This window comes from Rhizobium sp. BK661, assembly GCF_024808825.1.
Classification (GTDB): Bacteria; Pseudomonadota; Alphaproteobacteria; order Rhizobiales; family Rhizobiaceae; genus Rhizobium.
This window is the reverse complement of the sequence record NZ_JANTYT010000010.1, coordinates 162927-189648: the sequence shown is the minus strand read 5'-3', so window position 1 is coordinate 189648 and position 26722 is coordinate 162927. Positions and strand designations below refer to the sequence as shown.

At 56.0% G+C, this 26722-nt stretch carries 21 protein-coding genes and 2 pseudogenes; 4 read left to right on the top strand and 19 right to left on the bottom strand.

Features of this window, described 5'->3' with window-relative positions; translation table 11 throughout:
• Positions 1–104: 104 nt before the first annotated feature.
• Entirely contained in the window at positions 105–314 is a 210-nt protein-coding gene (locus FHX16_RS20520) for a cold-shock protein (protein WP_183759250.1), read from the bottom strand.
• A 251-nt stretch (positions 315–565) separates the two neighbouring features.
• Between FHX16_RS20520 and FHX16_RS20515 the strand changes: the two genes are divergently transcribed.
• A complete protein-coding gene (locus tag FHX16_RS20515) occupies positions 566–820 on the top strand; it encodes a WGR domain-containing protein (protein WP_183865087.1) in 255 nt (84 codons plus the stop codon).
• A gap of 18 nt (positions 821–838) precedes the next feature.
• Here FHX16_RS20515 and FHX16_RS20510 read toward each other — a convergent pair whose 3' ends face one another.
• The 5 genes and pseudogenes from FHX16_RS20510 to FHX16_RS20490 all read right to left on the bottom strand — a co-directional run bounded on the left by FHX16_RS20510 (position 839) and on the right by FHX16_RS20490 (position 7162).
• A complete protein-coding gene (locus FHX16_RS20510) occupies positions 839–1777 on the bottom strand; it encodes an ArdC family protein (RefSeq protein WP_259130065.1) in 939 nt (312 codons plus the stop codon).
• Between the two features lie 426 nt (positions 1778–2203).
• A complete protein-coding gene (locus tag FHX16_RS20505; protein WP_183756734.1) occupies positions 2204–2461 on the bottom strand; it encodes a DUF982 domain-containing protein in 258 nt (85 codons plus the stop codon).
• A gap of 940 nt (positions 2462–3401) precedes the next feature.
• Positions 3402–4636 (bottom strand): annotated as a pseudogene (locus FHX16_RS20500) (DUF763 domain-containing protein).
• A gap of 264 nt (positions 4637–4900) precedes the next feature.
• Positions 4901–5869, bottom strand: coding sequence for a DUF72 domain-containing protein (locus FHX16_RS20495; RefSeq protein ID WP_259130064.1), 969 nt, complete (start codon positions 5867–5869; stop codon positions 4901–4903).
• A 579-nt stretch (positions 5870–6448) separates the two neighbouring features.
• On the bottom strand, positions 6449–7162 hold the full coding sequence (locus FHX16_RS20490) for a Crp/Fnr family transcriptional regulator (RefSeq protein WP_183756760.1): 714 nt from the start codon (positions 7160–7162) through the stop codon (positions 6449–6451).
• Positions 7163–9225: 2063 nt separating this feature from the next.
• On the opposite strand from FHX16_RS20490, the gene FHX16_RS20480 reads away from it, so the two are divergent.
• Positions 9226–11058: a potassium transporter Kup gene (locus FHX16_RS20480; RefSeq protein ID WP_246719996.1), complete on the top strand. Its 1833-nt coding sequence runs from the start codon at positions 9226–9228 to the stop codon at positions 11056–11058.
• Between the two features lie 492 nt (positions 11059–11550).
• Here the strand turns inward: FHX16_RS20480 and FHX16_RS20475 are convergent, their stop codons facing one another.
• The 8 genes and pseudogenes from FHX16_RS20475 to FHX16_RS20440 all read right to left on the bottom strand — a co-directional run bounded on the left by FHX16_RS20475 (position 11551) and on the right by FHX16_RS20440 (position 17146).
• Positions 11551–12552, bottom strand: a complete 1002-nt coding sequence (locus tag FHX16_RS20475; RefSeq protein ID WP_259130060.1) for a DUF3618 domain-containing protein — start codon at positions 12550–12552, stop codon at positions 11551–11553.
• The gene (locus tag FHX16_RS20470; RefSeq protein ID WP_183756729.1) at positions 12552–12968 is read right to left on the bottom strand and encodes a phage holin family protein; all 417 of its coding nucleotides are present in this window, start codon (positions 12966–12968) and stop codon (positions 12552–12554) included. The genes FHX16_RS20475 and FHX16_RS20470 overlap by 1 nt, the downstream gene beginning before the upstream one ends.
• Positions 12961–13530, bottom strand: coding sequence for a nutrient deprivation-induced protein (locus tag FHX16_RS20465; protein ID WP_405049303.1), 570 nt, complete (start codon positions 13528–13530; stop codon positions 12961–12963). The genes FHX16_RS20470 and FHX16_RS20465 overlap by 8 nt, the downstream gene beginning before the upstream one ends.
• A gap of 175 nt (positions 13531–13705) precedes the next feature.
• Positions 13706–14749, bottom strand: coding sequence for an ATP-dependent DNA ligase (locus FHX16_RS20460; protein WP_259130057.1), 1044 nt, complete (start codon positions 14747–14749; stop codon positions 13706–13708).
• An 11-nt stretch (positions 14750–14760) separates the two neighbouring features.
• On the bottom strand, positions 14761–15354 hold the full coding sequence (locus FHX16_RS20455; protein WP_259130099.1) for a cysteine hydrolase family protein: 594 nt from the start codon (positions 15352–15354) through the stop codon (positions 14761–14763).
• 267 nt (positions 15355–15621) lie between these two features.
• Complete coding sequence (locus FHX16_RS20450) at positions 15622–15747, bottom strand: DUF2934 domain-containing protein (protein WP_259130055.1); 126 nt, start codon at positions 15745–15747, stop codon at positions 15622–15624.
• Between the two features lie 88 nt (positions 15748–15835).
• Positions 15836–16697 (bottom strand): annotated as a pseudogene (locus FHX16_RS20445) (alpha/beta fold hydrolase).
• 116 nt (positions 16698–16813) lie between these two features.
• A complete protein-coding gene (locus FHX16_RS20440; RefSeq protein ID WP_259130054.1) occupies positions 16814–17146 on the bottom strand; it encodes a hypothetical protein in 333 nt (110 codons plus the stop codon).
• A 190-nt stretch (positions 17147–17336) separates the two neighbouring features.
• On the opposite strand from FHX16_RS20440, the gene FHX16_RS20435 reads away from it, so the two are divergent.
• Positions 17337–18143 carry a DUF1206 domain-containing protein gene (locus FHX16_RS20435; RefSeq protein WP_259130052.1) on the top strand — a complete coding sequence of 269 codons (807 nt, stop codon included), beginning with the start codon at positions 17337–17339 and terminating at the stop codon, positions 18141–18143.
• Between the two features lie 268 nt (positions 18144–18411).
• Here FHX16_RS20435 and FHX16_RS20430 read toward each other — a convergent pair whose 3' ends face one another.
• From FHX16_RS20430 to FHX16_RS20410, 5 genes are all read right to left on the bottom strand, one after another.
• The gene (locus FHX16_RS20430; protein ID WP_259130097.1) at positions 18412–19494 is read right to left on the bottom strand and encodes an acyltransferase; all 1083 of its coding nucleotides are present in this window, start codon (positions 19492–19494) and stop codon (positions 18412–18414) included.
• Between the two features lie 44 nt (positions 19495–19538).
• Entirely contained in the window at positions 19539–20543 is a 1005-nt protein-coding gene (locus FHX16_RS20425) for a glycosyltransferase (protein WP_259130051.1), read from the bottom strand.
• A gap of 190 nt (positions 20544–20733) precedes the next feature.
• Complete coding sequence (locus FHX16_RS20420; protein WP_259130049.1) at positions 20734–21762, bottom strand: glycosyltransferase; 1029 nt, start codon at positions 21760–21762, stop codon at positions 20734–20736.
• Between the two features lie 132 nt (positions 21763–21894).
• Positions 21895–22995 carry a glycosyltransferase family 4 protein gene (locus FHX16_RS20415; RefSeq protein ID WP_183864300.1) on the bottom strand — a complete coding sequence of 367 codons (1101 nt, stop codon included), beginning with the start codon at positions 22993–22995 and terminating at the stop codon, positions 21895–21897.
• A gap of 63 nt (positions 22996–23058) precedes the next feature.
• Positions 23059–24390 (bottom strand): FAD-dependent oxidoreductase, encoded by a 1332-nt coding sequence (locus FHX16_RS20410; RefSeq protein ID WP_259130047.1) that lies wholly within the window; start codon positions 24388–24390, stop codon positions 23059–23061.
• Between the two features lie 278 nt (positions 24391–24668).
• Between FHX16_RS20410 and FHX16_RS20405 the strand changes: the two genes are divergently transcribed.
• Positions 24669–26636, top strand: a complete 1968-nt coding sequence (locus tag FHX16_RS20405; RefSeq protein WP_259130046.1) for a hydrolase — start codon at positions 24669–24671, stop codon at positions 26634–26636.
• The last annotated feature ends 86 nt before the right edge of the window (positions 26637–26722 follow it).

Sequence of the window (26722 nt, the reverse complement as noted above, 5' to 3'; positions counted from 1 at the left end):
TCGGGATAGGACGCGCTCTTCTTTCGCTCAAAGGGTTTGTCCCCATTGTAGTCGCGCCTGGACCGGGATCCCGCCTCCTCAGCCGGAGACGAAGGAGCGCGATATCAAAGGGCCTTGATGTTTTCAGCCGATGACTTGCCGGACCGACGGTCAGCGACGATGTCGTAGCTTACCTTCTGGCCTTCGCGCAGGCCATCCAGGCCGGACCGCTGCACAGCCGAGATGTGAACAAACGTATCGCCCGACCCATCGTCTGGCTGGATGAAGCCAAATCCCTTGTCCTGATTGAAGAATTTTACTGTTCCTGTCGGCATGTGCCACCTCCTGTGAACCCCTGCGATGCAAACCATAAACGGGCAGCAGGCAATGACAAGCCTTGGACGCGCAAATCTCGGAACGCAATGACCGTGATGCTACATGGAACCGGAAGCATGACTGGCCACCGGCTTTCAAGATCTCGAGTCCGGCGCTGTGGTGGCCATTGTTCACGAACTTGAATCGATCAGCGCGGATCGATTCAAAACTCTCGTTGGACGAGGAGGCTGCCGGAAGCGAATCTGTCTCCATGCTTCAACAGCCCTATCACCTCTACATCGAGCGGAAGGACGCCAACCGGAACGTGGCGCGATTTTATGCGCTCGAGGTTTCCGCTAGTCTGTTTGGAGATACCTGTCTGACGCGGCGATGGGGACGTATCGGCACGCGGGGCCAGGTCAGGATCGAACATTTCGCCCATGAACAGGCTGCGGTGGACACGTTTCTTCATCTGCTAAAGGAGAAGCGATCCCGAGGTTACAGGACGAGATCGCCAGCCGTTTGATGGGGAGAGGCAGGCGGCTCACGCCGCCTGCCCTTCGTCGTTGTCGTCGAGGTCAGTGTCCTCCGGCTGCAGGTGGTGCAGGTAGGTGACGGCGCGCTGTGCATGTCCGGCCGCAACGAAGATGGCGCGCTTGTCGTTTGCCAAGACCTGCAGCCAGGAGGCAAGGTAGCGTGCATGATCGGGCCGTGGTTCAAGTTCGGGCACGATGCCAAGGTCGGCGCAGAGGAAGGAGCTGCCGAGTTCGGCAATCAGTTCCTCGCGGGCCCGTTCGCTGTTGTCCTTGGCGTAGCGACTGAGGTCGCGGTTCAGCCGATGCGGGGCAGCGGTCCAGTGCGTCATTTCATGGCTGAGGATGGCAACGTAGGAGGCTGCATCCCGAAAGGCATGAAAGGCAGGCATCTGGATATGGTCGCGGGCGGGCACATAATAGGCCGAGCACCCGCCATGGCGGATCAGGGCGCCAGTGTTGGCGAAGAACCGGTCGGCATGGGCAATGCGGGTGATCGGCTCGTCGGTCGTGGTGATCCGGTGGAAGCGTGGGTCCAGTCCGGTGATCTGGTCGGCGTTGAAGACGGTGTAGGCCTTGAGGAAGGGAATGTCGTGTTCGATCTCCTGGCCGGTGTCATTGGTTTCGGTGCGGATGAAGGAGCTGGCAAAGACGACGGTGGTGCCGGTCTCGCCCTTGCGGACGGCGGCACCGAATTCCAGCGCCTGGCGAAATGTCATCCAGGTCGGAGAGGCAAAGCCGCGAGCAATCGCCTCGGACCAGAGGAGCAGGACGTTGATGCCGGAATAGGGCTCGCCGTTGTGGCGCAGTGGCCGGGTGATCCGGTCGGCGGCATTGGCTGTGGTCCAGGGCTGGATCCAGGGTCGCACGCCCTGTTCGAGCTCGGCGATGATCTTGTCGGTGATGCGGCTGTATAGATCGGATCGTTGGTGAATGGGCTGCCTGCTCATGTTGGAACCTCCGTTTGAAGTCGCGACCATCGCGACCTGCTACGGCGGTCCGACAGCCGGGCCCGCAAGCGCTGATCCGCACCCGAAGGGCCGAAACGAAGGTGGAGGACGGCAAAGCTGTTGCGGGACTGCGCGGGGCCTGGCAGGACCAACAGCCGGGGCAGGACGCGAGGCGCGACTGGCAGCCGAGACAATCATATGACCGCTGGGCCAGGAACAAAATCAGGCATCGTAGCGCGTGATCCGGCTCCGAAGAGGGGGCGATGACTATGCTGGTAAAGGCCCGGTGGTGGGATCGACACTGTCGTTCTGGATCTTCGTCAGGGCCATTGGCTCTTGACGGCATTTCTTCGGCATCGTTTACATTCGCGGAATGAGAATGCGTTCAGCTTTGGCTGGAAAGGCCCCGCTTGCCGGCCGGTCCTGTTATTTCTCCTTGACGAAGATGTGCGCCTCGACTGCAGCCGCAATAAAAGCCCTGCGGGCCTCAGCGGGAGGCCGCTTCCCGTCAATCACTTCGACGCAGATCTTCTTGGCTTCACGGAGCTGCTTGCCAGTCTGGACGGGCCAGCCTGCGCCGCGCAATACGGCAATGGCATCGCTTGCGCTCTCGATCGTTCGGTAGTTGCCTGTTTGCGGTGAAACGAAGGAAATAGGTTTCGCCCACTTTTTAATGTCTGGCATTCTGACCTCCCCGGCAATCGCAAGCGCTACCGGGGTTTCGAATTGCTTCCCGGGCGGCTAGAAATCAGAACCGTCTTCGGTGCGGTTTGTTCCGGTTCGGCGCGTCGAGGACAATTGCAAAGACGTAAATGCCAAATGGATGGCGAACGAGCAGACACTCGCTCGGTCTAAACAGTTCGAATGTCTTACGTGACACCGCTCCGGCCCTCAGTTCAATACAGTACCTCGATCTCAGGGCCGAATTTCGGCCGCAGCCGGACGGTTCTTCGAGTGTCTCCCGCTTGGAACATGCGCGACCGCTGGCCGATAGCGCGGTTCAGGAGGAGAAGCATCATGACCAACACCGAACACAAAGCGCGCCCCCGCATTAGCAAGACGCCACGAACGGGGACACGATCTTCCGGCAATAGGGAAGAAAGACAGAAGGTATACCGGCAGCAATCGGGAAACTCAGACTCGACATCCGCAACCGCTGAGCGGAAAGCATGAACAATGGATGGAGACTTTGCCAGCACACGGTCGCCGGCGCTTCCGAAAATCTGCCCTTGGGCTCTTTCAATAACGCGGTCCACGCTAGCGCGGTGAGAGGTCAATGTCGCAAGCGTCCGTTCCTTATTGTCGTGCACGAGCCTGGATACCCTCGCTATTCGCGACGAGTCTGGCAGCGAGCCTTCGTTTTAGTGGTGGGGCTTCCATCCCGTTAATCCCATTGCAAGCGCGGGATTTCGACACCCGCGCATTTGTGGCACGGTTGAAACCGTGGCGTTGAAGGTAATTTTCAGACAGGGAATGGTTCCTTACCGTGCCCGCCTGAGGTCGACGAAACCAGTTCGATCGCTAGCAACCTCGATTGTTGGCGAATAGTAAGGCGGAAATGTTCAAGCGCCTGTGAGCTGAACTACAACATTTTCCAGAATTTGGGCTTGGCCGTGAACGCTCTTTATTCTCGCTCCCATCCGAACACACTTCGTCCACCTAACTGGGCAGACATGCCCATTTCCTCCGCGATGATCTCGCTGAATTGGGGACCCGAGGCGTGATGTTCGAGTTTCCGGGCCTGAGCGTCGAGACGCCTCAAGGCCGCGAGTTCCTCATCTCGTCCAAGTCTTCCCTTGGAGACTGCCGATTTCAATACGCGTATGGTTTCGTCATACACCTTCACAGGCACCGAAAGGGATGCCGGTCCTTGCCACCGTGGGCGAGTGAAAACCGTGCCGGATCGGAAAACCGGTAGGGTGCGCCGTGGACCACTTCGGCGACCATCGCAAGTGCTCTTACGGTCCGTGGCCCTACGCCCGGTGTCAGCAGCAACTCCTGATAGTCCGCCGGACCGCGATCAGCGGCGGCTGCCAGATTTGCATGGAGTCGCTTCATGTTCACATCGTTCTCGCGGACGTCGTGATGAGAGGGCATGATAAGATGTGGCAGCTCTGGTTGTTCCACCTTGGAAGGAGAAGGAGCGACAACCACTGTCGCAGCGTGGACTTCTCGCGCAATCTGATCCGGCCCAAGCGTGGATAACAGATGGAGCTGGTCACGTCTTGATTTTTCCGCCTTACGGTCAGCGAGATTAATAATGTTTCCCTGGACGCGCCCCTCTATCGCGCAATGCGGAGAATTGAGGAAGCTTTCGAGCCCCTCTGACAGCCAATGATAACGCCTGGCTTGGCGCCGCTCCTGGTTCATCCCCTGCTGCACCACCACCCAATGACCGTCATCGGTCACTATGAATCCGTGCAGGTAAAGATCAAAGCCATCCTGAACGGCTGCGCTGTCGACCTTTGCAACAAGCCGACTGACGTTTGCCAGGGCTGCGCCGTCGACCCCTGTACGACTGCCGATATCGATGAGCTCCTGGGGTGTCTTGCGCGACTGCGCACCCCGTCCACCACACACATGCAGACCTAACTCGCCCGAGATTGGCCTCAAGCCACGCTTCATTGCACCCAGCACGCTGGTTGTTATGCCGGACGAGTGCCAGTCCATTCCCATCACAGCACCAAACGATTGGAACCAGAACGGATGCGACATGCGGCGAAGAAACTCATCGCGGCCATAGTGATGGACAACTGCCTCGGCGATCAATGCGCCAAGCTTGGCCATGCGGTCACTCAGCCAGTGAGGAACGCGCCCGCCATGGAGTGGAAGGTCAGCACTGCCCGATCGCTTAGACATTTTTCTGTTGAGGCCTATTCCTGGTCGAGGAGGGTGGCGTCTTGCGCCGTGAATGAATGTCTCTACCTTTTTTCATAGTGATGCTGAGCTCAAGGTACAAGGCTGAAAAGACGATGGGGTCATGCGCCAGCCGGCGAAAAATTTCCGCTATTGAGGACGCCACGCAACAGCACTGACGCAAGTGATGCTCAACCGGAGGCTTTAACGAGGCGCTATTGCGTGTCGGCAGATCGCCCCGGAACATGCGCGCAACCATCGTCGCATTCACTGCCGACGCCTAACCGGCGGCCAGTGCGGACGCGCTTGCTCGGCAATGTCTTTCCCAGCCTTTTCAAGCGCCTGATCGTCATCGGGACAAACCACGTCGAGCCTCGTAGCCAGCGATCGTGCGTCGGCGGGCGCACGAACCTTAACATCATTGTCGAAGTAGACGTAAACATCGCGGCCCGCCTTCGACCGCGGCAAGCGAGACGTCAGCCGCTCGACATTGTCGGGTTCCCCGCCATGCGCCCAAGCATGAATGCGACCGGCCCATGTTTCAAGGGCGTCGTCATCATATCCACTGACGTAAAGCTCGTCCGAACCATGAAGGCGGCAGTAAATGAAATCCGCGGTAACGTCCATCAACAGAGGCCATTCGCGCGAGTCTGCGCAAACGAGGGCAACTCCATGCTTTCTCAAGAGTTCGATAAATCGCTCGCTCCGAAAGCTGTCGTGACGGATCTCCACCGCATGGCGCAATGGCTGCCTGTCTTCGCATTCAAGCCAAAATCGACTACGGAGCCTTTCGTCATGTCGCTTCGCGAGAGCGGCCGCATCTTCCGTATTCTTCGGCAGGATACGCAGAAAGTGATCGAAGAGGTTTTCATCGAATTTAAAGCTCGGCGGAAATTGCCACAGGATCGGTCCGAGCTTCGACCCAAGGCGCAACGGACCAGACGCTACAAAGTTGGCAAGGGGCGTTTCGATGTTCTTGAGCCGCAGCATGTGCGTGATGTAGCGGGAGCCCTTGATTGAGAAAACAAAATTCTCGGGCGTGGTATCTCTCCAATGCTGGAACGCCTCCGGCTTTTGCAATCCGTAGAAAGTCCCATTGACCTCGATTGTTTGAAATCGCCGCGATGCGTAGGCCAGCTCCTGACTTTGTGGCAGCTTATCTGGGTAAAATGTGCCCCGCCAAGGCTTGTAGGTCCAGCCCGAGATGCCGATACGAATTCTTCCAGTTCGTCCCATGTCGGACAAACCTGGAAGTCGTGCAACTTGTTCCGTGAGCCAGCATTTGAGAATAACGGCGCCTGATCCGCGCAGCCGAAACCTCGTCATCGACTACGAGCTTCATTTCGCCCGGTGATCGCGCCGAAGAGGCGAAAGGTGTTGTCGGTTAGCGTCGTCTCGGTTGAAAGGGCTTTCCCGACGAGCCTTGGGCCCATTACCTCGTTTTGTTAGCAAACGGGTCGACGCAACAGAATGGCGGAGGGCCGTCGGGGTGCGGTCATCGTGTATTCGAGCACGAGCACGCACAACCCCTCGTGGTTGACGGAGTAACCATCATGGTCGCGCGCGCGCCTCGATCTTGCTGGATTGTCCGAATATGTCCGACGATACCAGTAATCACGGGCCGCAGGACCGCTGAAGGTTTTCAGGGGATGAGCATCGAGGTGGCATACTTCGCCAAAAAGCACCGCATCAGCAAGGAGCAGGCAGAAACGATAATAGCTGAGTACGGGCCAGTCGGAAGGCGATGCGGCTCGCGACGAGGAGCTGGGAACCGGACCGCAATTCTCGGACGAAACACCTTCCGCGGGCGCGGCGCTAAAATTCGCCTATTAACCGCCGATATTCTTCTTCGGGCTTTCCATAGGAATCACCTGCGAACTCTTCCATGCCTCTTCGATCGCGAATGGTTATTCGCCCGCGTTCCGAACGGACAAGCTTCATTCCCTCCAACACATGCAGCGCGGTCGTCACGCTTGGGCGCCGGACACCCAGCATTAGCGATATAAAGTCATGTGTGAGCCCGATCTCGTCCCCGTCCACCCGATCGTGTGACATGAGCAACCAACGTGCAAGTCGGGCATCAATCTGATAGTTAACGTTCGATAGGGCAGTGTAGGAGATCTGAGACGCGAAAGTTTGAATGAATCGTGCGAGAAGGTTGGCGAACGTCGGATTTTCGGAGATGGCCACAAGTGCCGAATCAAGGGGCATCCTGTACCCGTCCCCTTCGACCTGCATAAGAACTTCATGCACAGAAATTGTGCCTCCAACACCCGCCGATGTTGGTGAAAATCCTTCTCGACCTAACATTCCAGCCTCCGCCCGGTGTTTGCCAGCCGAAACCGTGATGACCGAACCGATGCCGCTGGTCAGGAAATATACGTAGTCTATTGGCCTGTCGGCTTTCACAATGACAAAACCGTGCCTAAGCTGGATTTTCTCCATCCTGCTCACGATCTTTTGGTATTCTTCCCCAGGCAGGCGAGCCAGAAGACGATTTTGCATGGTCGATTGATCAGGAACAGACATGGAACTCTTCAAGCATCGGAAAATAGCCGCCCACGGTGAGCCGCCAGCGCGTGTCTGCTGTATAACATCTTGTTGTTGCCCATGTTTTTCGGTACGCTGGCGAACAGTTGCTCGGCTAAGACCGCCCTGAAAGCCGTCAGCCCTGGTGATCACCACCGGCCGTCTATCCAGCAGAGGAATGCCAGTCGAGCTCTGAGCTCCTAACACGCATCATTCAAGAGATGATCCTATCTGATCGGTTATGCCACCACAGGCGGCCACTCGTCAGGCGGACACAGCATCGGTGTGCTTTTCGCCCAGGAAGCGGAGCTGCTCACTTCCTGACACGGTTGAGAATCAACAGCGGACTCTGGAGGTTAGTTTCTGTACGGCGACGCGCGATTGCGTCATGCAAGGACCTCGCAATAGACTTGGCCGCAAACGGCAAGCGACTTCTTCATTGCAGCTACGCGCGCTTCCGCGTCTTGGTGGGAATAAGCCCAGATATCCGCAGCCCAAAGAGTTCCGTCCAGCCGGTATTCGACAGCGAACTTGAACAAACACACCCCCTGCCCATCGCGCCGGACGAATGCTTCTTCTGGCTGTGGGTCAGCAAAGATGTCGGGGCGAATAACCGTCACGACGAGCTCCCGTTGATGATTTGGTCGGCATACCAACCGATAAGGCGGGTCAACTGTTCCAAGAAAAATACACAATCGCGGCGTCCGGGCGCTTCGATGCAGCGCTCAGGAGCCTTATCTTTTGAAATGCGGCCAAGCAGGCGACCGATGTCGGCCCCCTGGCCGAAAGTGCGCCCGCTCGCGCAAAGCTTAAAAGAGGACATGGAAGTAACGCGGCGAGTAATAGATCACGGGCGCGATTTTTGGTCTTCGGAGCCGCATTTGACTGGTTGAGTAGTTCCCTCGTACGACGAGTGATACTTTTCATCCTTTGTCTTTCAGGATACCTTCATATTAGAATGCTATCAGGTGCTGCCGCCCTTTCCGTCGTGCATGGTTAAACGGCCATTCATCAAGGGCCTTTCTGTGAGAGCGTGTCCCGAGTTGCGAGCGTTAGAGATGGATCTGAAGGCCGTTGACCTGTTTAGACATGGCTATGCTACGTTCATGATGCGTAGACCAAGCTTCCGGCGGCACTCTGCCAAAGCCCCTAGGTTGCGAGATCTGTTCGAGCTCTACGCCGAGGCTATCTTGGCGCGCGACCGGCTACTTCTCGACAATGCTGCTCCAGGCCTCGTTGAGGCGAAGAGTGAAGCCTGCATCGGGTTGGAGCACGAGATCAGCTTTTTCCTGGAACATACGGCAGGATCCCACCTCAGTCGCGCCAATCAAGACGGTTGGTTGCCTTAAGCATGATTGTGGCTCCTTGAGATCATAGCGCGAAGCTGACGTGAACCCGAGGCTAAAGGGACCGACAGCAGCGACAACAGGTGTCGATACGGTCGCCGTAGGGCACGGCACAATGTGAGCGATGAGGCGGAGGGCCCAATTGGCCGTATAATACTGGTTTTCCTATCTTTCTTGGACAAATGCCGCAATTTTCAGTTGGGCTGCCAGAGCATTTGATGCGGAACCTTCTCGGTGACAACTATATATAATTGGCTGAAGAATAAGGGGGAGGAGAGGGAACGCGAGGGATTTGAGGTCGACGGGGGTCGTCTTCGACCAACAGGCGGAAATACTGCGTGCGCAGGCTCAGGCCGAAGGATACGACGTCGGTGATCACGAGGCTCTCTGCAATAGCGATATCGCGGCCATTTGCGAGACCGGCGGGAGGCAATCGCGTTTGCGTCGGCAGCCGGAAACATACTGCCCGATGATGTCTGACCGAGCAGGGTAGTCGCGAAGGTAGGCCCGAACCGTCGAACCGCATGCGGTGCCCGCCACCGCGGAGGAACGATCATCTGGAATCATTGGCCGTCAACAGGGTCGTTGCAATAGCCCCGCTGTAATGGCAACGTCACGGTAAGGCACCAGTGCCTCAGGAACGACAACGTGACCTATCGCCAACTGCGGAATAACGATCCGGAACTGGAACACGAATCCAGGACCGGTCTCCCATTTATGGTGATAGCAGCGCTGGGTGTCGTCTATGGGGATATCGGCACAAGTCCGCTCTATGCCTTTCGAGAAGCGCTGCATGCGACGGGCAGAGTTGGTGAAAGCCGACCAGACGTTCTTGGGGTTCTATCGCTCATTGTCTGGGCGCTTACGGTCGTTGTCACCCTCAAATATGTCTGCTTTGTGCTTAGGGCAGACAACCGCGGTGAAGGCGGCACGTTGTCGCTAATGAGCTTGGCCCGTGAGAGCTTTGCAGACCGCCCCAAATGGGTTCTGGTCCTAGGCGTCGCGGGGGCTTCCCTTTTCCTCGGCGATGCCATTATCACGCCGGCGATATCCGTCCTTTCGGCGGTTGAAGGCATACAGGTTGTCGCCCCTGCCCTATCCGATTGGGTCGTACCTATCACTCTGACGATTATTGCCGCCCTGTTCTTTGTCCAGCGCTTTGGCACGGGCGGTGTCGCGTCGGTTTTCGGACCAATTACCGCGCTTTGGTTCGTCGTGCTTGGCATCAGCGGAGCAGTCCATATTTTGGACGATCCGACAGTGCTAAGCGCGGTCAACCCGGCTCACGCTGTCCGATACATAGAGCACAACCTTTCGTCGACAGTTGCTGTGCTCGGTGCTGTATTCCTTGCTGTGACCGGCGCAGAGGCTCTTTATGTGGATCTTGGTCACTTTGGACGGCGGCCCATCGTTGTCGCCTGGTTTGTGCTCGTGTTCCCAAGCTTGCTACTTAACTATTTCGGACAAGGCGCATTCGTTCTTGCTCATCCAGAAATGGCTTCTCATCCTTTCTTCTCCATGCATCCGGAGTGGGCAAGATTGCCGATCGTTTGCCTCGCAACGGCTGCTACCGTCATCGCTAGCCAAGCAGTAATTTCCGGGGCGTATTCGCTGGTCCGCCAGGCAATGCACCTTAACCTGCTTCCGCGCCTTGAGATCCGGCATACCTCCGAGACCCATTTAGGGCAGATCTTTATGCCACAGGTTAACAGCCTCCTGTTTGTCTTCGTAGCTGCTCTCGTAATCTTCTTTCAGAGCTCGAGCGGATTATCCGCGGCTTATGGCATAGCCGTCACTGGTGAGATGTTGATAACATCGTTGCTGCTCTTCGTGGTGATGCGACGCTCCTGGAACTGGACCATCGCAACGACGCTTGCTGTCATCGTCCCCCTGATGGTGATCGACACCGGATTTCTTTTCGCGAATGTGGTGAAGTTTGCTGACGGCGGATGGGTCCCGGTTGCTGTGGCATCGACAATGGCACTCCTCATGCAGACCTGGACCGCCGGTCGGCGGATCTTGGCAAACCGGACCAAAGCCGACGAAATCCCCCTTGCCTCCATCATTGACAGTCTTCACCGCAGGAAACCGCCGACGGTGCCCGGAACAGCAGTTTTTTTGACGAGTGACATCGAAGGCGCTCCGACCGCATTGCTGCATAGTCTGAAGCACTACAAGGTCATCCATGAGCACAACGTAATTTTGAGCGTGGTGACGGCTGCCAAGCCCTTTGTTGCTGATGATGACAAGATTTCCCTTGAAAGCTTCAATCCGCTCTTCAGCAGGCTGATCATCACATTTGGCTATATGGAGACACCAAATATACCGAGCGCCCTCGTTCTGGCACGCAAGCTCGGATTGACGTTCGATATAATGTCCACGTCATTTTTCCTTTCCCGCCGAACAATCCTCCCTTCGAAGAAAGGCGGCATGCCACTGTGGCAGGATAGGCTGTTCATCGCACTTTCCAGAAACGCGGGCAACGCAACGGATTACTTCAGCTTGCCGACGGGCCGTGTGGTCGAGCTTGGTCTGCAGACGGTCATCTGACTCCGCTTCTTAGAGCCTTCAATTGCAGGGTGGTTAAAGACGCTGGAACAGAGGCTGCGGAGGTGCCATTTCACGGATTTCGCGCACATGGCCTAAGGCGCAGGTGGACAGCTTCGCCCTGGTGGGAGCGCGAGTGTTTGTTGTCGCATGCCGCCGCACCAGCCCGGCCCTGTGCACTCGTCCTCGGCTCCCAGTGTAATTCAGAACCTGATCGAAACTCGTAAGACCGGTGTGCCATGACGGCGGCAACGCGTTTGCGGGCGATGCGCTTTTCAAGGCCTTGCGAGGGATATTCTCATCAACGGCGCCGACAGCTCGTGACAGCACACACGAACCCAGGTCACTGTTCCAATGACAGCCAACCGGTCGCGAACCGGTTGAAGTGATACCACACCGACCGTATCAGCGCCGCGCCGGTCACGGTCAGATGCTGTCAGGTTTTGCGCCAACCCTCAACTCGGCAAGGATTGGCTGGACCAGGTCAAAAGTATCCTAGCGCGGTTTGGGTTCGGTAGCGCCGTTCCCGGCTTTGAAGGCATCAACCTCCTCCAGAATCCGATCTTTGACCACATCGTGTGCCTCGGCGGCCACCGAAACAGCTTGCTCGTAGACACCCGACGCAATATCCATGCCTTGTTCGGCCATGTTCGCCGCCTCGTCGGCAATCTTGGTCTTGGCGAGGTCTGCGGTATCGCCTAGCATTTCATCCTCCATCTCGCTATGCGGAAGCGCCGCACCGATCGCGGCTCCGACGGCGAAAGCCAAGGCTCCACCAACGAGAGGTTGGTCTCTGAAATGGGTGAGAATAGCATCATTTAGCTTAGTGGTCTGTTCCTGGATGCTTGCCCCGGCCGAGGCCGATCGATCGGACAACGACGACATCGCTTGCGATGCTTTTGATCCTACGCTGCTCGTTGCATCCTTGACCTGGGCCCAGGTTTTTGCGGTCCAACCGGATGCTGCATCGAACATGGCGCCCGTTTCATCGGTAATCTGTTCGATCTGCTTTCCGCCTGCGTCGACAAATCCGCGATACGTCTTTCCCGCCTCGTCAATGAAATGACCGGCGCGTGCACCAGCCTCATCCGTCAACGCTTTCAAGCGCTTCCCGGTGTTGTCTGTGAAATAGCTATATCTGCTGCCGAATTCGATTTCAGGAGGACCCAAACGGCGGATCGCACCATCGGCCGAGTAGAGTGGGTACTCAGGATCGGATGCTGTTGTCAATTGCGCATCGCCATTCTGTTTTGCCATCAGCCAAGCAAGACTGATCCCCATCAGAGCGACCGGCATCGGGTTCATTTTTAGCGCCCGACCAAGATTGCTTACATATTCGGCGCCACCGCTTTGTTTTGCATAGTTCAGAACTTCATCTATCAGTTCGCCGGGCGACATCTTTTCCTGGATAGCGTCGATCCGATTTTCGATCCGCTTCCGATCCACTTCGATTTCCCGTTGCAAATCCAGAGAGGTTTTTTCGGCTGAGTTGCTCATTAAAATTTCTCCTTTACAGCACCGACATCACGGCGAAGCGACGTTGCCGTCCGGTCAAGCCGAAGATTGCTTCCGCGCAAAGCCGAGAGACCCTTGGCGACCATGGCCCAGGCGATACCCGCTATAACCACTCCGATGATCAAAGCTGCCAAGGCATTCGCGCTCGCCGGGGAGATACCTTGTGTAACGAGAAACGCCGCAAGTCCTGCCACCGCGGCCGTCAACAGCACGCCCACCGCACCGATTGCCAGGACCAGTCCAAATATCAGAACTTCAACGCCCGTGAGTGCCTGCGAGAATTTTTCGGATGCTTCCGTTTTCGCGAGGTCGATTTCCTTGCGCAACAGACTCGTCACGTCAGTGACAAGACCACCCACCAGTTCCGACAGCGATAAGTTATCGGGTACTTTAGACATCTGTGTTACCCTCGCTCTTGTAATCCGTCTTTCGAGACTGGTTAGTCACAGAACCGGGCGAACGTTTTGCAGAAGCGGTGAGAAAACGGCTTGCGGCCAGACCAGCAAGGGCCGCCACGCTCAGGAATGCCACCGGTTGCCTGCGACCGAAATCTTCCGCGGCCGTTGCCAGTTCGCCAAGATCCCGGTTTTCTATCTGCCGGGCAACGGCCTGCACGCTCCGTCCAATTTGGCTGGCATAGCGTCCGGTTTCAGGCTGATCCGAATTTTCAAGTTCCGAACCCACTTTTTGGAGTGCAGTTGCGATGCCGCCGACTTGGCGGGCGAGAAAATTTTTCTGGCTGGCGGCTGCGTCCCTTGCTTTTTCAACTGCGGTATCAGCGCCCGCTTTCAGGCTGTCTTGGACCGAACTCAGATCGTCGGCCACCTTTTCTTTCAGGTCACTGGCTTTCGCCATCGCGTCGGGTGTCGTTGAGGTGCCGGACGTCGTTGACCTTTCCTCCTGCTGCGCCGTCAGGGCCGGCGCGAAGGGGGCATCCCCTCTCGGGAATTCGTTGGACATCTAAATCTCCCATGCTTGCGGTAGAGAACGTCCAACCCTGACAGCAAAGCTTTGTTCCACTTTGCGTGACAGGCTGTTCGATCGGGCGAAATTTGCACCGGATGAATAGAGCCATCGGCTCCCGACGCGATCTGTTGATTTGGTAGGCGCTGCAGCTTGGCGCCCACCCGGCCCGTCAGAAAGTGGGGTCCACCATGATCGCCTGGTCGATTTGCTCGTAGTCGCATTGACGTGGCTTCTTGTCAGGCCGCCACCTGACCAGCGTCGTCCCATGGCGAAAACGACGACCTGTTACGTGATCGAACCGGACCTCAACGACAAGGTCCGGCTTTAGCGGCTCCCACTCACCGGTTCGCTCAGTACTCCACCGGCTGGGACCTCCGGGCTTCTTGCCAGTGAATCCGGGAGGCTCGCGAAGTGCCTCCAACTTTTCAGTGAGCTCCGCTCGTTCGCGGTCTCTGATGCTCGACGTGAAGCCAACATGATCAAGCTTACCCTCCTTGTTGTATAGACCAAGCAGAAGCGAGCCGACTTTATCCGAGCGGCTCCCGTACCGAAATCCGCCGATCACGCAATCGGCAGTTCGCAATCGTTTCACCTTGATCATGGCGCGCTCGCCAGTTTCATAGACTCCATCAAGACGTTTGCAAACGACCCCGTCGAAACCATCAGCTCCCGCTTTCGCGAGCCACTCTTCGGCAGTCTGTGCAGATTTGGTATAGGGCGAGAGCGCCAGCCGATTCTTTAATACGAAGGGTCCTAGTAAATCCTCGAGGAGCTCTCGTCGTCGTTCGAAAGGTTCCTTGAGCTGAGAACATCCATTGCTATCTGCAAGAATATCGAAAAGAACAAGTTTGGCCGGGTGAGTGGTCGACAGCTTTCGTATCCGCCTTTCAGCAGGATGGAGGCGCATTTGCAGCGTTTCAAACGATAGATATCCACCAGCTTCAACTACAAGCTCGCCGTCGACCACAAACCGTTTAACGGGCAGGTCCTTCAGCAGCGACAGCATTTCGGGGAAATATCGCCCCAGAGGTTTTCCGGACTTCGCCCGAAGGTCAACAACTGATCCTTCCTTGAAAGCGAGGCACCGAAATCCATCCCATTTCGGCTCGAACTGCCACCCCTTCTGGTCTGGGAGGCTGTTGACCAGCTTCGCTTCCATTGGTTCGATATCGAGGGGCAGCGCGTAGGAACGGTTCTTTGCGGCATTGGTCATGGCTTTTTGCCCTAATCCAGGTGCAAACCTGATGGCAGACTGCTTAGGAATTGATCCGCTGTCATAAGACGAAGCTGCACGGAAAAGCGGTCGCCGAGGAGTTCCAGAGACGCGTCGTGCGTATCATCGGCGCCACTACAAACAGCATCCTTCAATAGGACGACGCGGTAACCGAGATCGATTGCGCCGAGAGCCGCGGCAAGCACGCAAACATCAGTTTCTCCACCGGTCAGAACGACGGTATCGACACCCTCTTTCACGAGAATGGAATGCAGCTCGCCGCTGACCCATGGTGAGTAGGTCATCTTGTCAAAGATGCGCGCCGGTGGCGTCAGGGCGCGCAAGGCCGGAACGAGATCAATAAGAGCCATGTCAAGATTGTCTCGGGTCATCATCCCCCATTTTTCGTAATAGGCACGCCACATCCCAGTCATGTCTTCAGCCTTCCGCGGCGGAACAAAACGGGTGAATATCGTAGCCTCCGGATGGCGCTCCGCGAGTGCGACAACCTGTGGCGAAACCTCTTTCATCCACGCCACGTGCCAGGGCGTGTCCTCCGCAAATAGCCTCTGCATGTCGATACAAAGATGCACCCAGTTTGACATTTTTCGCCTTTCAAATTCGATTGGCCGGCACGGTTCTTTTCTGCAAAACATGATGTCCAGGTGCAACCAACCCCTCTCAAGTTATGTGCTCCATCCCTGGCTTCGGTAGAGCTCAGTCCCATGGCGGACGGGTACGGTCAAACGTTCCGGCCGCCGTCGATGATGCCGAGCGTTACTCACTTATTCTCGGACGCCAGTTCGCCCGGGCTGAACGGCGTCGTTGCCTTCTGCGAGGGAACTGCATCCGAGCCGGTATCCTCTGGATCGTCAGATGCCCTCGGTCTTGGTAATCTCCTTTTCAGCGACGAGCCAGTGTCGTTCGGCCTGTCCATCGGGACGGCCCTCGGCCTCCCATTTTCTGTAGGCCTCGGCCCGAATCCTGTCCTCGGTCATAGCAAGCGCTCCTAGGCTCTGGGTAACGTTTACTAACCTCGTGCTTTCAACAGAGTTCCAGCGGGAAGTTTGATTATCGCGGAGACTGTCACTCCAGAAGGAAGTCTGTGATTGCTGAGGCCAAAGCCTCCGGGTTTTCTTCAGCGACGTGATGCCCACTGTCGATACCGAAACCTTCGACATCGCGGGCCCAGCAGTTCCAAATTGCAGCCGGATTTCCGTAGATCTTCTGGAGATCATCTCGGAGAGACCAAAGACACAACATCTTGCATTGAACCTGTCGCCCAGCGTCACGATCTTCCCGATCATGCAGATGGTCAATTCGTGTGCTGGCTCGATAATCCTCGATCATCCCATGAACTACGGCAGGGTCATGAATGGCCCTCAACACGTCATCGTACGCTTCCTGCCCCATCAGCTCTGCCGACAGATTGTTGTACCAGGCGTCGGGATCAGAGGAGATTGCCCGTTCGGGTTTTTCGGGTTGGGCAAAGAAGAACCAGTGGTACCAATCTCTGGCGAATTTCCAGTCGGCGCGCTCCAGATGCTCGATCACAGGCAATCCATCGATGGTGATTAGCCGCCGGACCGATTGGGGATAGTCCATCGCCAACCGAAATGCCGTGAGGCTTCCACGATCATGACCCACAACGTTGAAACTAACAAAACCGAGGTTCTCCATAAGTTCCTTGAGAACGGCAGCCTTTGCTCGTTTCGAAGATTTTTCGCTGTTGCAACTGTCGGCTGGAATGAAGGACCCGCCAAACCCCGGAAGATCCGGGCAAATAACCGTAAAGTGGTCTGCCAGCGCGTCAGCAACCTTCCCCCAGGTCATATGAGTTCGCGGGTTGTCCATGAAGGAGCATCGTCGCTGGCCCTTCACCGCCAATCCGAAGACGAATTTGGCCTTCGGTCGTCGCAGCAATCTTCAATTCAAAATTGTCAAACATGAACGTCTCCGGCGGTGAGTGTGACGCGAGGCGTGTTGCGCAGGGGAACCGCAAACTCGATGATAGCCAGCCGGCTTGATAGAAGCAGCGGCCACCTCATGACTTGCTACAGACGATCATCCTAGGTGTGCGTGGCCACCCCGCGCCCGGTAATGGCGCCGACTGAATATCGTTCCGAGCGCAAGAGCCGTCGCGGCAGCTGCCGTGACCTTCAGCCAGGATCGCGATGCTTCCTTGGTGACTTCCTCCGTTGATCCTCTCATGATGGCCAGTTGAGTCCGCAAATCCCCCACCTCTTTGCGAAGCCAAGCAACTTCCCTGAGAGCGTCTTCAAGTTCCAGCAAGTTTTCGTCGTCATCGGGCGGTTCACGCTGGCCTTCTTCGATCTCTTCGAAATACTGCTCGAGCGCGGCCTTTGCGCCTGATCCCTTGGTACGAGTATCAACCATAATCGCTCCTCCTCGCAGGGACTTGGGATAGCGTTTCCCTCATCCTCTCTCTTACCGACGTAACGCAAAGACATGCCAGTCCGTTCGGTCGCCGCAGACACATTCCATCTGCGTGGGACAAGGACAACAGCGCAATGGAACTCAACGCCTTTCGTCTCGTTCCTGATTTTCTCGGAGGTTCGAAGTTGCCATGGTTTCCAAATTTGAATTGCTCGCACGCGCAGGATACGTAGCTCGGGGTATCGTTTTTGTTCTCGTTGCAGGTCTTGCGCTCTTTTCGAGTTTTGGTAGCCGGCCAGAGACCAGATCCGCGCTCGATACTCTTCTCTCGCAGCCCCTCGGACGAGTATGGCTCACATTGATTGGTATGGGGCTGCTGGGTTTTGTGGCCTGGCGGCTGGCCCAGTCTGTAGCGAATGCAGACAATCACGAAAACGACGCGAAAGGTCTTGCAATCCGAGCGACCCTTTTCGCGAGCGCGGTGATTTATATAGGACTTGCGGCCTACGCTTTCTCGCGGGCCTTGAATCTTGACTACGGCGGCCACGGCAGTGGAGAGAAGGGACTGGCGGCCTGGGCTCTGGCGCAACCTTTCGGGATCTATCTGGCCGGCGCGATCGGGCTCGCTTTCCTGCTCGGCGGCGGGATTACAGTCCACAAGGGGTTGTCCCGTCACTTCGAACGCTATCTTTCCGTATCAGGTCGCAGGCCACTGCTTTTGTTATGTATTTATGGGCTGGTATCTCGCGGAATCATCTTTCTGATCATCGGGGTACTGTTTGGCTACGCAGCTCTTACGGTTGATCCCGATAAGGCAGGGAGCATGGCAGATGCGCTGAACTGGATCCGTCGTCTACCTTTTGGCGCGATCATCTATTTGGCCGTCGCTCTCGGCTTGGCATCCTTCGGCCTCTACAACTTCGTAGAGGCGCGCTACCGCATTATTCGCTCCCCTGATGTGGGTGCTATACGATCAAAGCTGCCAGCAGGACTATGAAAAGCATAACTGAGGCGGCTCGACAATCCGGGGCTTCTTTTAAAAAGGGAACATTCGTGAGTGATGCATGTTGGTAAGCATCATATGCGGATGAGGCAGAATGTTCCGAGACGACAGCTCTTTCCCCGGTCCTGGAGCGGGCCTGCCAAAGACATCAAGACCCGGTCGATGCAAGCGAGAAGGTTTGGTTTCTTTGCTCGTCGCCATGTTCGCAACATCACTGCTCGGCTATATTCTCATCGTGGTACTCGCAATCGCGCGTATGTGATTAACCCGGGGTGGCCGCGTGAACGCCTGATCTTGCAAAAATATGCCGCGATAGAAAAAGACGTACCGGCCTGTCGAAAAGCCGCAAGGCCACATCGCTGGCAATGATCACCGTCACCACGACGAGCGGCACCTCAACAATCGGCTCCTTAACGCCTGTGGCGGCTTGCAGAGTGCCGTTGACCCAACAAAAGAGCGGATAGTGCAAGGCGTAGATGGGATAGGATAAATCGCCAAGGTACCTTGCGACCCCTTCCTGCGTTTTATTCAACGTTACATACGCCCCGGCCCACACCAACGCAGGTGCGAGAACGAATTTCCAGAACAGCTTCAATGTAAACGTGGCTTCCACGGGCACGTAGAACACCAGCAGCATGAGTGCGGTCAGGCACCAGAACAGACTTCCGACCAGCCGCGTCCGCCTGCGTGTGATCATCCGGTCGAGATGAAAGATCAGCACCCCAAGCGCGAATGACGAACCAACATGCGCAAACCCGAGCCAAAACGTCTCTGTGGTATCGCCTCCGATACCGAAGACGATCACGCAGATGGCCGATACGACGAAGGTAAGGACTGCGATGGCGATCTGTGGACCGAAGCGGACAGCCCACCACGCGACATTGGCCACGACCTCCAGGAATAGAGAAAATTGTGGGCCGTTGAGCGGAAACAACTGGGGGCCGCCGATGTTGAAAGGGGCATGGAAGTAGGGAATGTTGAGGGCACCGGTGAAGAGGGCGATGGCCACCGTCGAAAGGACAATATCGTTGGTTTGCCAGACGCCCCTTAGCAGAACGTACGAACAGCTTATGATGGTTGCGAGCATGATCAAAGGCATGAGCCTGACCGCACGCATGACGAAGAAGTCCCAGAGGTTCATCTTATGAACCCTCTCGGAATAGGCAACTGCAAGAACAAACCCGCTCAGGGTGAAAAACATGTCGACCGCGAGATTTCCGTTCGCGGCAAGCCCCGGGACATTGAGCCACCGTTCGAGGTGAAAGAGCAGCACTGATATTGCCGCGATACCTCGCACGCCATCGAGTGCTACGTAGTGGGAAGTCGACCTCTGACTACTCGCCATGCGCAAAGCCCCTCCTCTACCGCCATTACTACTGGCCGGATACGTCAGCAACGTTCGTTCCACATCCCAAAGCAAAACGCCAGATCGCGCGCGAGCGAACGCCACCTCAATCTGCCGTCCTGTGCACCTCGATAACAGCCCGACGAGACGAGGCGCATGAATTCGGCAAAAGCCAGGTGGCCGGCCAGCTCGTAGATATTTCCGCGGGCCTCGACCTGCCTTAATGCGGACGCGTAAACCTTCAGCGCAGCCTGCCGCCGGAAGCCGGGAAAGCGAGTTTCTGCAGTAGCGGGCATTCCCTCGACGCAGGCCAACATCCCTCGTGTCGCATCGATGTAACCCTTGTTCTTCAATCGAATATCGCCGTCGACCTGCTTGCGACCGCTCTTGCCAAACAGATTGGAGGAATGCTGCCTGTAATAAACCAGTGGCTCGGCAATCTCCGCTGTTTTTCCAAGAGTCTGTGCGAGAAAGAATCCCCATCGATCATGGGCAATGAGATGGTTTGGCTCGATATAGTCAACAAATCGTCTGCTTGACGGAAGGATATCCAGCACGTCGCGCCGGACGATCATCGAGAAACCCAGAAAGGTGTCCCACACGTCGTAAAAGAGCGGTGGCCTGATGCGGGTTGTCTCTATGCCCTGACTGAAGAGGCCAATCTTCGTCCCAGCATTGTCGATGAGTTCAGCCTGGTGGACAACCTGGGTGACACCATCTTCGAAAAGTCTCTGACACACCTCAAGTTTGTCCCGGCGCCAAATGTCGTCCTGGTCGCAAAAGGCAATCCAGTCACCCGACGCCTTCGATGCTGCACGAAGGAAGTTCTCCCGAAACCCCAGGCCGGGTGTGTTCTTCCAGCGTAGGATGGGAAATGGCGCCGATTTTTCGAATGCTGCAAGCAGTTCGGGTGTCGTATCAGTGGAATCGTCGTCACTTATGATGATTTCGAACGGCCTCACCGTCTGTGCCGTCAGGCTCTCCAGTTGCTGCGAAAGATAGCGTTCCCCGTTGTACGTTGCCAAAACGACGGATATTCTGTGGTTCACAACAGGCTTCCTTTGCACGCACCTGAATTGAATTCCAACCTTTCAGCCTCGTTCGCGCGGGAGATCGGCTGAATGCAATGACTTCTATCCTATGCCACGGCGTTTAGATTTGAGCTGTGCCTTCCTGCATGGGAGATCCCATCGGCACTCCCCCTGCACATCAATCGGCCAAAGTATCGATGTGTCATCGTCAAGTTCCTACGGAGACTGCGTTCTTGAGCCGCGACCTTAATCGCCATAACCGCGACGGATCCAATCGAAACGAGGCGAGCTGCCGTCTTCCGACGTCTGGAAGTACAAACAGGCCGAGTGCGAAAACAAGAGATATGCATGTTCTCAAGATTGAACCATGCTCTCGACGGACGGCCGATACATAGGACGTCAGAAGAGGAAAAGACGGCCTCTTGCCGGAAGCAACGGTGCTGAGGATCATCATCTCCCTGACATAGGCATAGTCTTGGCGGAGGCGTATCTTCCCCTTGAGGCCGCGCTCGTCGATGAGTTGCGATAGATGGCGGAGCCGAGCCAGAAATCGGTCCATATAGCCATTCAGTCGTTCGCTGGTCAGCGTCGAAAAAGATGACAGATTGGCGTTGTGAATTCGGTATTTTCCGAGCGGTAGATCCAGAGATACGACCTTTCCGACGAAAGGCGCCAACAAGTAGGGTACGCCGTCGATCGCTCTTTCGTAGCTCAGATCGCCCAGATTTTCATAGATATCACGGCGATAAATATTCCCGGAGGTTGGCGGAGTATTGTAATAGCCTCGCTGGTTTATCGAATGAATGAGCGGTCCAGATTCCTTGGAATGTGCGAGTTTTGGGAATGGATCTCCAATAACCTTCCCCTCCTTGTCGATTGGGCTTAGCATGAATTGCACCTTCGATACGTCAGGCTGAAGGTAAGGTGCGACCTGCTGGAGGGCTCCGAATTCGAGGAGATCGTCGGCATCGAGAAAATGGACAAAATCGCCGTTGGAAAGGCTAAATCCGGTTAGCGAACTGCGTAGCGCACCACGGTTTTTCTGACGCACGCACGTTACATGGTCGCGGTACTCCTGGATGATGTCCCAGGAGCGGTCGCTCGAGCCGTCATCAACGACAATGATCTCAAGATTTGGATAATCCTGCTGCATTGCACTCTTGATGCATTCCCTTATGTACAATTCATAATTAAAACAAGTAATTATTATGCTGATGAGAGGAATGTTCGGTGGCATCAGATCGCTCCGTATGCAACGCATCTTGTTGCGTCGCAATATACGCTCTCAATTGAAATGTTCCACCGTTAAATTGTACAATTCGATACGCGCAATGCGAGAGCTGAGGATCGGCCGCGGAACATTTTGCTTCTATGCCAGATTGGAATGCTTCACTTTTCCTGCGTCAGCCGTCGATCGCGATGCCAGGGCGCTGACATATACTTGCATCGTTTCTCGTGCGACCCGATCAATGGTGAGGTGGTCAATGCGCAATTGACTGCGAGCTTTCCATTCTTCAATCTTGCCTGGGGTCTCAACGATTTGAATGAGGGCTTCTGCCAGCGCCGACGGATCGTGCGGCGGTACCAGGATCCCTGCATCGCCATGTTCGAGCAATTGAGGTATTCCATCGACCTGCGTTCCGATGACCGCGCAGTGTGCCTCTCGCGCTTCGGACAGGACAAGCGGTGCGGGGTCTGCGTGCGATGGCAAGACGAAGATATCGGCGCCCAGCATGTATGGGTAGGGATCGGTGGTCGGGCCGACAAACGTAATGGCTTTGGCGCATGCAAGCTGCGAGGCCATGTTCTTATAGGCATCGCGATGCGGGCCGTCTCCCACAATGTACAGATGAACGTTTGGATTGGAGCGATGGACAATCTCAAGGGCTTCCATAAGATCTGGCAACCCTTTCCGGGGATGGAGGCCACCAACGAATAGGATACTTGGTGAGACGAGCGGAGCCGGTTCTTCGGAGCGACCGTCGGAGCGGGCGGAGCCGATCGTGCCATTCAGTACGACGCAAAGCCGCGACGACGGAACACCCCGTCTCTGCATTGACGCGCCGACGACGTCGCTGACGGCAATGACCCGCGTTCCAAGACCCATCAAAGTTGCGCTTTTTTCAAATTCGTTGTGAACGGTGGTAATGAGAGGGATACCGCTCATCCTGCAGACCGGAAATGCAAGGACTGCGCTCGTCATCATGTGGGCATGAACGACGTCGGCACGGAAGCTGCGCACATGACTGCGAAGGTGGACAAGTGCCTTGGCGAGGTTTGGAAAACTGCGCTTGTGATCGACAAGAACTGTATGGACGCCTTTACGTTTCAGCAATCCGTCGAAGTCACCTCCCCCGCTCGCAACGCAAACGTCGTGGCCCTGCCCTACCTGTGCGCATGCGAGGTCGACGGCAGCATGGACGTGTCCGTTCAGGCGCTGGGTGTGGTTGAGAACATGCAGGATACGCATAATAAACCTTTCGTCTTCTCACTTGCCCCGCGTGACGAGCGGTGTTCTGTTCCAAGCGTGCAGTTAACCGCTGCCGAGCGCAGCCTCCACTTCGATTGTCGATACCCGCGCCGTCGGTTGATAGTTGAAGGCACCCTGACGACCGATCGATTCGATGCCAAATTGTCGCAGCTTGGCGATTGCCTGCGTTGCATGCTGTGCGGCGCCTTGGCTGTAGATAGGATAGGCGTTTTCGAGGATCTGACTTCCCTCGAGTTTGAGCTCTCCAGTAAACAGAGCGTTGGCACGCGTGTGATTGCGAAAATCGGCCTCGGCCTGGTCAACGGTCAGGACTTGGCTGGCGATTACTTCGACCGCAAAATATTCCCGGTCATTTTGAGACCCGTAGAAATCGGAATAAACTGTGAGCCGCTTCCAGAAACCCTCATGCGAGAAATTGTAAATAATCGACTGTGGAAACCCACGTGTACCGCGAAAGCTGAAGTAGAGGGTTACGAGTGTAATCGTCTTCAAGGCTGAATGTGACGGAAGGTCGCAAAGTTGTTCGGCAGCGGGAATTGGAATCGTTGAAATCACCCGCTTGGTAAATACTGGGCCATCCGCGAGTGACACTTCGAAACCATCATTGAGTTTTGACAATTTCCTGAGCCCAGCGGACAGTCGGAACGACACGCCGGCGACCTTCAGACGTTGAACGGCTACGTCATAAAGGCTTGCGAACCCTTCCCGAGGACGTGCCATTTGACGATTTACCGGTCCCGCCGCTGCTTGCCGCCGGATGAGCGTAAATTTCCTCAGCAAGCCCTTGATTGATGCGTGTTCACTGATCCATCCCATTCTTTTGCGGGCGAGATCGAGATCAATCTTTTCAGGCTCAATCCCGTAGAAGCGCTTCATATAGGTTTCAAGGCCGGACCGCTGAAGCAGATAGGCCCCGATCCAGTAGCGCGCAAAGTCTCGTGCATTGCGCATGTTTCTGCGGAAAAGCCTCGCATAGATCAGAGAAAAGGCGATACGCGACAGCCCTAAAGGTCCAGCAGCGAGAATGTCGTCCCGGACAGAAATAGGATAGACCGTGATCCGACCTTGCGGGTTCAATCGCCCCCAGGTCGGATTGATCGGAACATAACGGGGCAGAAGCTCCGGAAAGTGCCGCAGCAATGGCGAATCGTCCTGAAAGATCAGGCTGCCAACGTCGAACGTGTAGCCTTCCGGCGACGTCCAATCCATATGGTTGCCGCCCACATGGCTGTAATCGTCGACGACAAGGGTGCGCTGACCTTGTTCCGACAAGATGGAAGCAGCAACAAGGCCCGATATGCCGGCGCCCAGCACCACTGCGTCGAAATGCGGGAATTTGGAAAGAGGCACGACCTGCAGGCTTGTGTCATCCATTCTCCACCCCGTCGCCGCATGAGTGCTGCAATGCAACAATTCTTGTTCTTTAGAACACAGTCAACAGAAACAATCAAATACATTAAAACATTTCATAGTGAAACCTGTCTTCTTCAACGACACTTATCATTGCAAGAACTGGCGATTTTTTTTGACTTGATAATAGGCGAACGATGTTATTACATGCTAGCAAGCATCTTCTCGCAGGTGCAGCAATACCACCCGCAACCTCGTCTTTGAGATGTGGGATCTCTTTCATATATCGGCAGGGGTAATCAGTGTTGCGGCGTAACCTCGACGTTCTACAGAGCCCGCTCGATGCTGTCGGGGTGATCTCGACCGACGTGTTCGATACGTTGCTGCTACGCCAGCCCAGATCCCAAAAATCCCGGATGATGGAAGGGGAGCAGCGTTTTGCGCGCCTTCTGCGGGAACAGGGGCTGCGCGGAAATGTCGAGGAGTTGTTGCAGGCCCGCTTGATGGCGGAAAAGCTTGCTTATCGGGCACTCAATGTCGGCGGTGGCGTTGGGGAAGTCAGGCTGACCGATATCGTGGAGCGGCAACTGGCAATGCTTGGTCTGCCAGCAAGGCTCCGCGACAAGCGTATCGATATCGAAATCGCGATTGAAAAGAATTCGCTATATGCCAATGGGCCGCTTGCCATGGCTCTTCGCCAGCATCGGCAGGCTGGCATTCGCATCGTGGCTGTTTCCGATACGGCACTTGGAGCCGACCGGTTGTCGGAGTTGATCAATTATTTTCATGGGCCGGGCCTGGTCGACGCGATCTATTCAAGTGCCGAACTACTCGCAAGCAAACGCTCCGGCTCACTGTTTTCCGCTGTCCTTGCATCGGAAAAGGTTTCGTCGTCGCGCCTGCTTCACATTGGTGACGATGAACTGGCCGACCATACAGTGCCCCACAGAATGGGCATACAGACGGTTCATGTTCCGAAGGGCCGGCTGAGGCGCTTGGCGACAAGGGCCGATGGGGCGCGTTCGGAAGTGATGAGGAGCGTTCAACGCCGGTTGCGACGAAGCGGTCGATCCCGCATTTCCATTCTGGAGGATCAAACGGCCTTTGGCCGGGAAGTTTTTGGCCCAATTGTTGCTCAGTTCTGTTTAAACATCTGGATGTATGCACGACAGGCAGAAGCACAAAGCGGAACACTTGCATTTTGCGCGCGTGGCGGCGTCGGGATACGCCAGGCCTTCGAGCACCTGGTCACGCGCCTTGGCCTGCCGCTTTCACTCCGACGCGACAATATTCTGGTTTCGAGATTGGTCGCGGCACGAATAGCGCTGGAATCTCGCAGTCCAGCGGTCCTGGATGAGCTTGCCAGGGAGTTCGCGGGCAACAGTTTTGCTGAAGTCGCAACCTTTCTGGGGGGCGGGAAATATACGTTTCCTCCTGCCTGGGATGCGCCTTTTTGTTCATCTAGGTTCTTCGATACGCTTGACAGTCCCGCAGGGCACCCGGTTCTCGCTGACGTCATCGAACAGAATTCCTTCTTCAGGCGTCACCTCGACACGATGTCAGATGTGAGGGACAGGGTTATCCTGTGTGATACCGGACTCTACGGTAGTACGCAGAGATTGTTGGCTGCCGGAATGCCGGAAAGACGGTTCGAGACGATCCAGTTTGCCCGCTGCAATTACAAGGGACTAAGCGAAGAACATTTTTCAAAGCTTTCAGGTCTCATCGTTGAGGACAACCTCTACAACCCATTCAAGGTGGAAACGGTCATCCTTCGATACTGGCATATCATCGAGCGATTGTTCGAGCCATCTGTGCCGTCGGTCCGGATGCTCAGCCTTGGAAGTGACGGCATTGTAGAGGGAAACTGCGGGAATATTGCCTACGGCAAAATCGATGCGTCGGCCGGCAATCCCCTTCTTGGAGGCGTCCTGGATTACATCGATGACCTGGACGACGGAGCGCAGGTGATGCGGGACATACCGGCTGCGTGGGTGCGATTGAAACAAGCGATAACCAACCCTTCAGAACTCGATGTTCTCGCACTCGGAGTGGGGCTGCGGTCGGTAGATTTTGGCCGCCCGGATACGATCAACATTCTCAACCGGACCGACAAGGCAAGTATCGCCCAGCAATTGAGATCGGTGAAGTCTCATCTTTGGCGCGAAGCTGCGATTGCGCGAGATTTTCCTCGCCTCAAGTCTGCACTTCTTCCGGTGATCGAGTTGGCTCACATCCTGCGCGGCGTATCGGCGCGCTTCCAGCGATGAGAGGATTGCCTGTGGCGTCGATCGTCTCTGACGAAATAGAACGCACAGCATTGGCGAGCCTTGGTCACCAAGCAATTGCTGTAGTT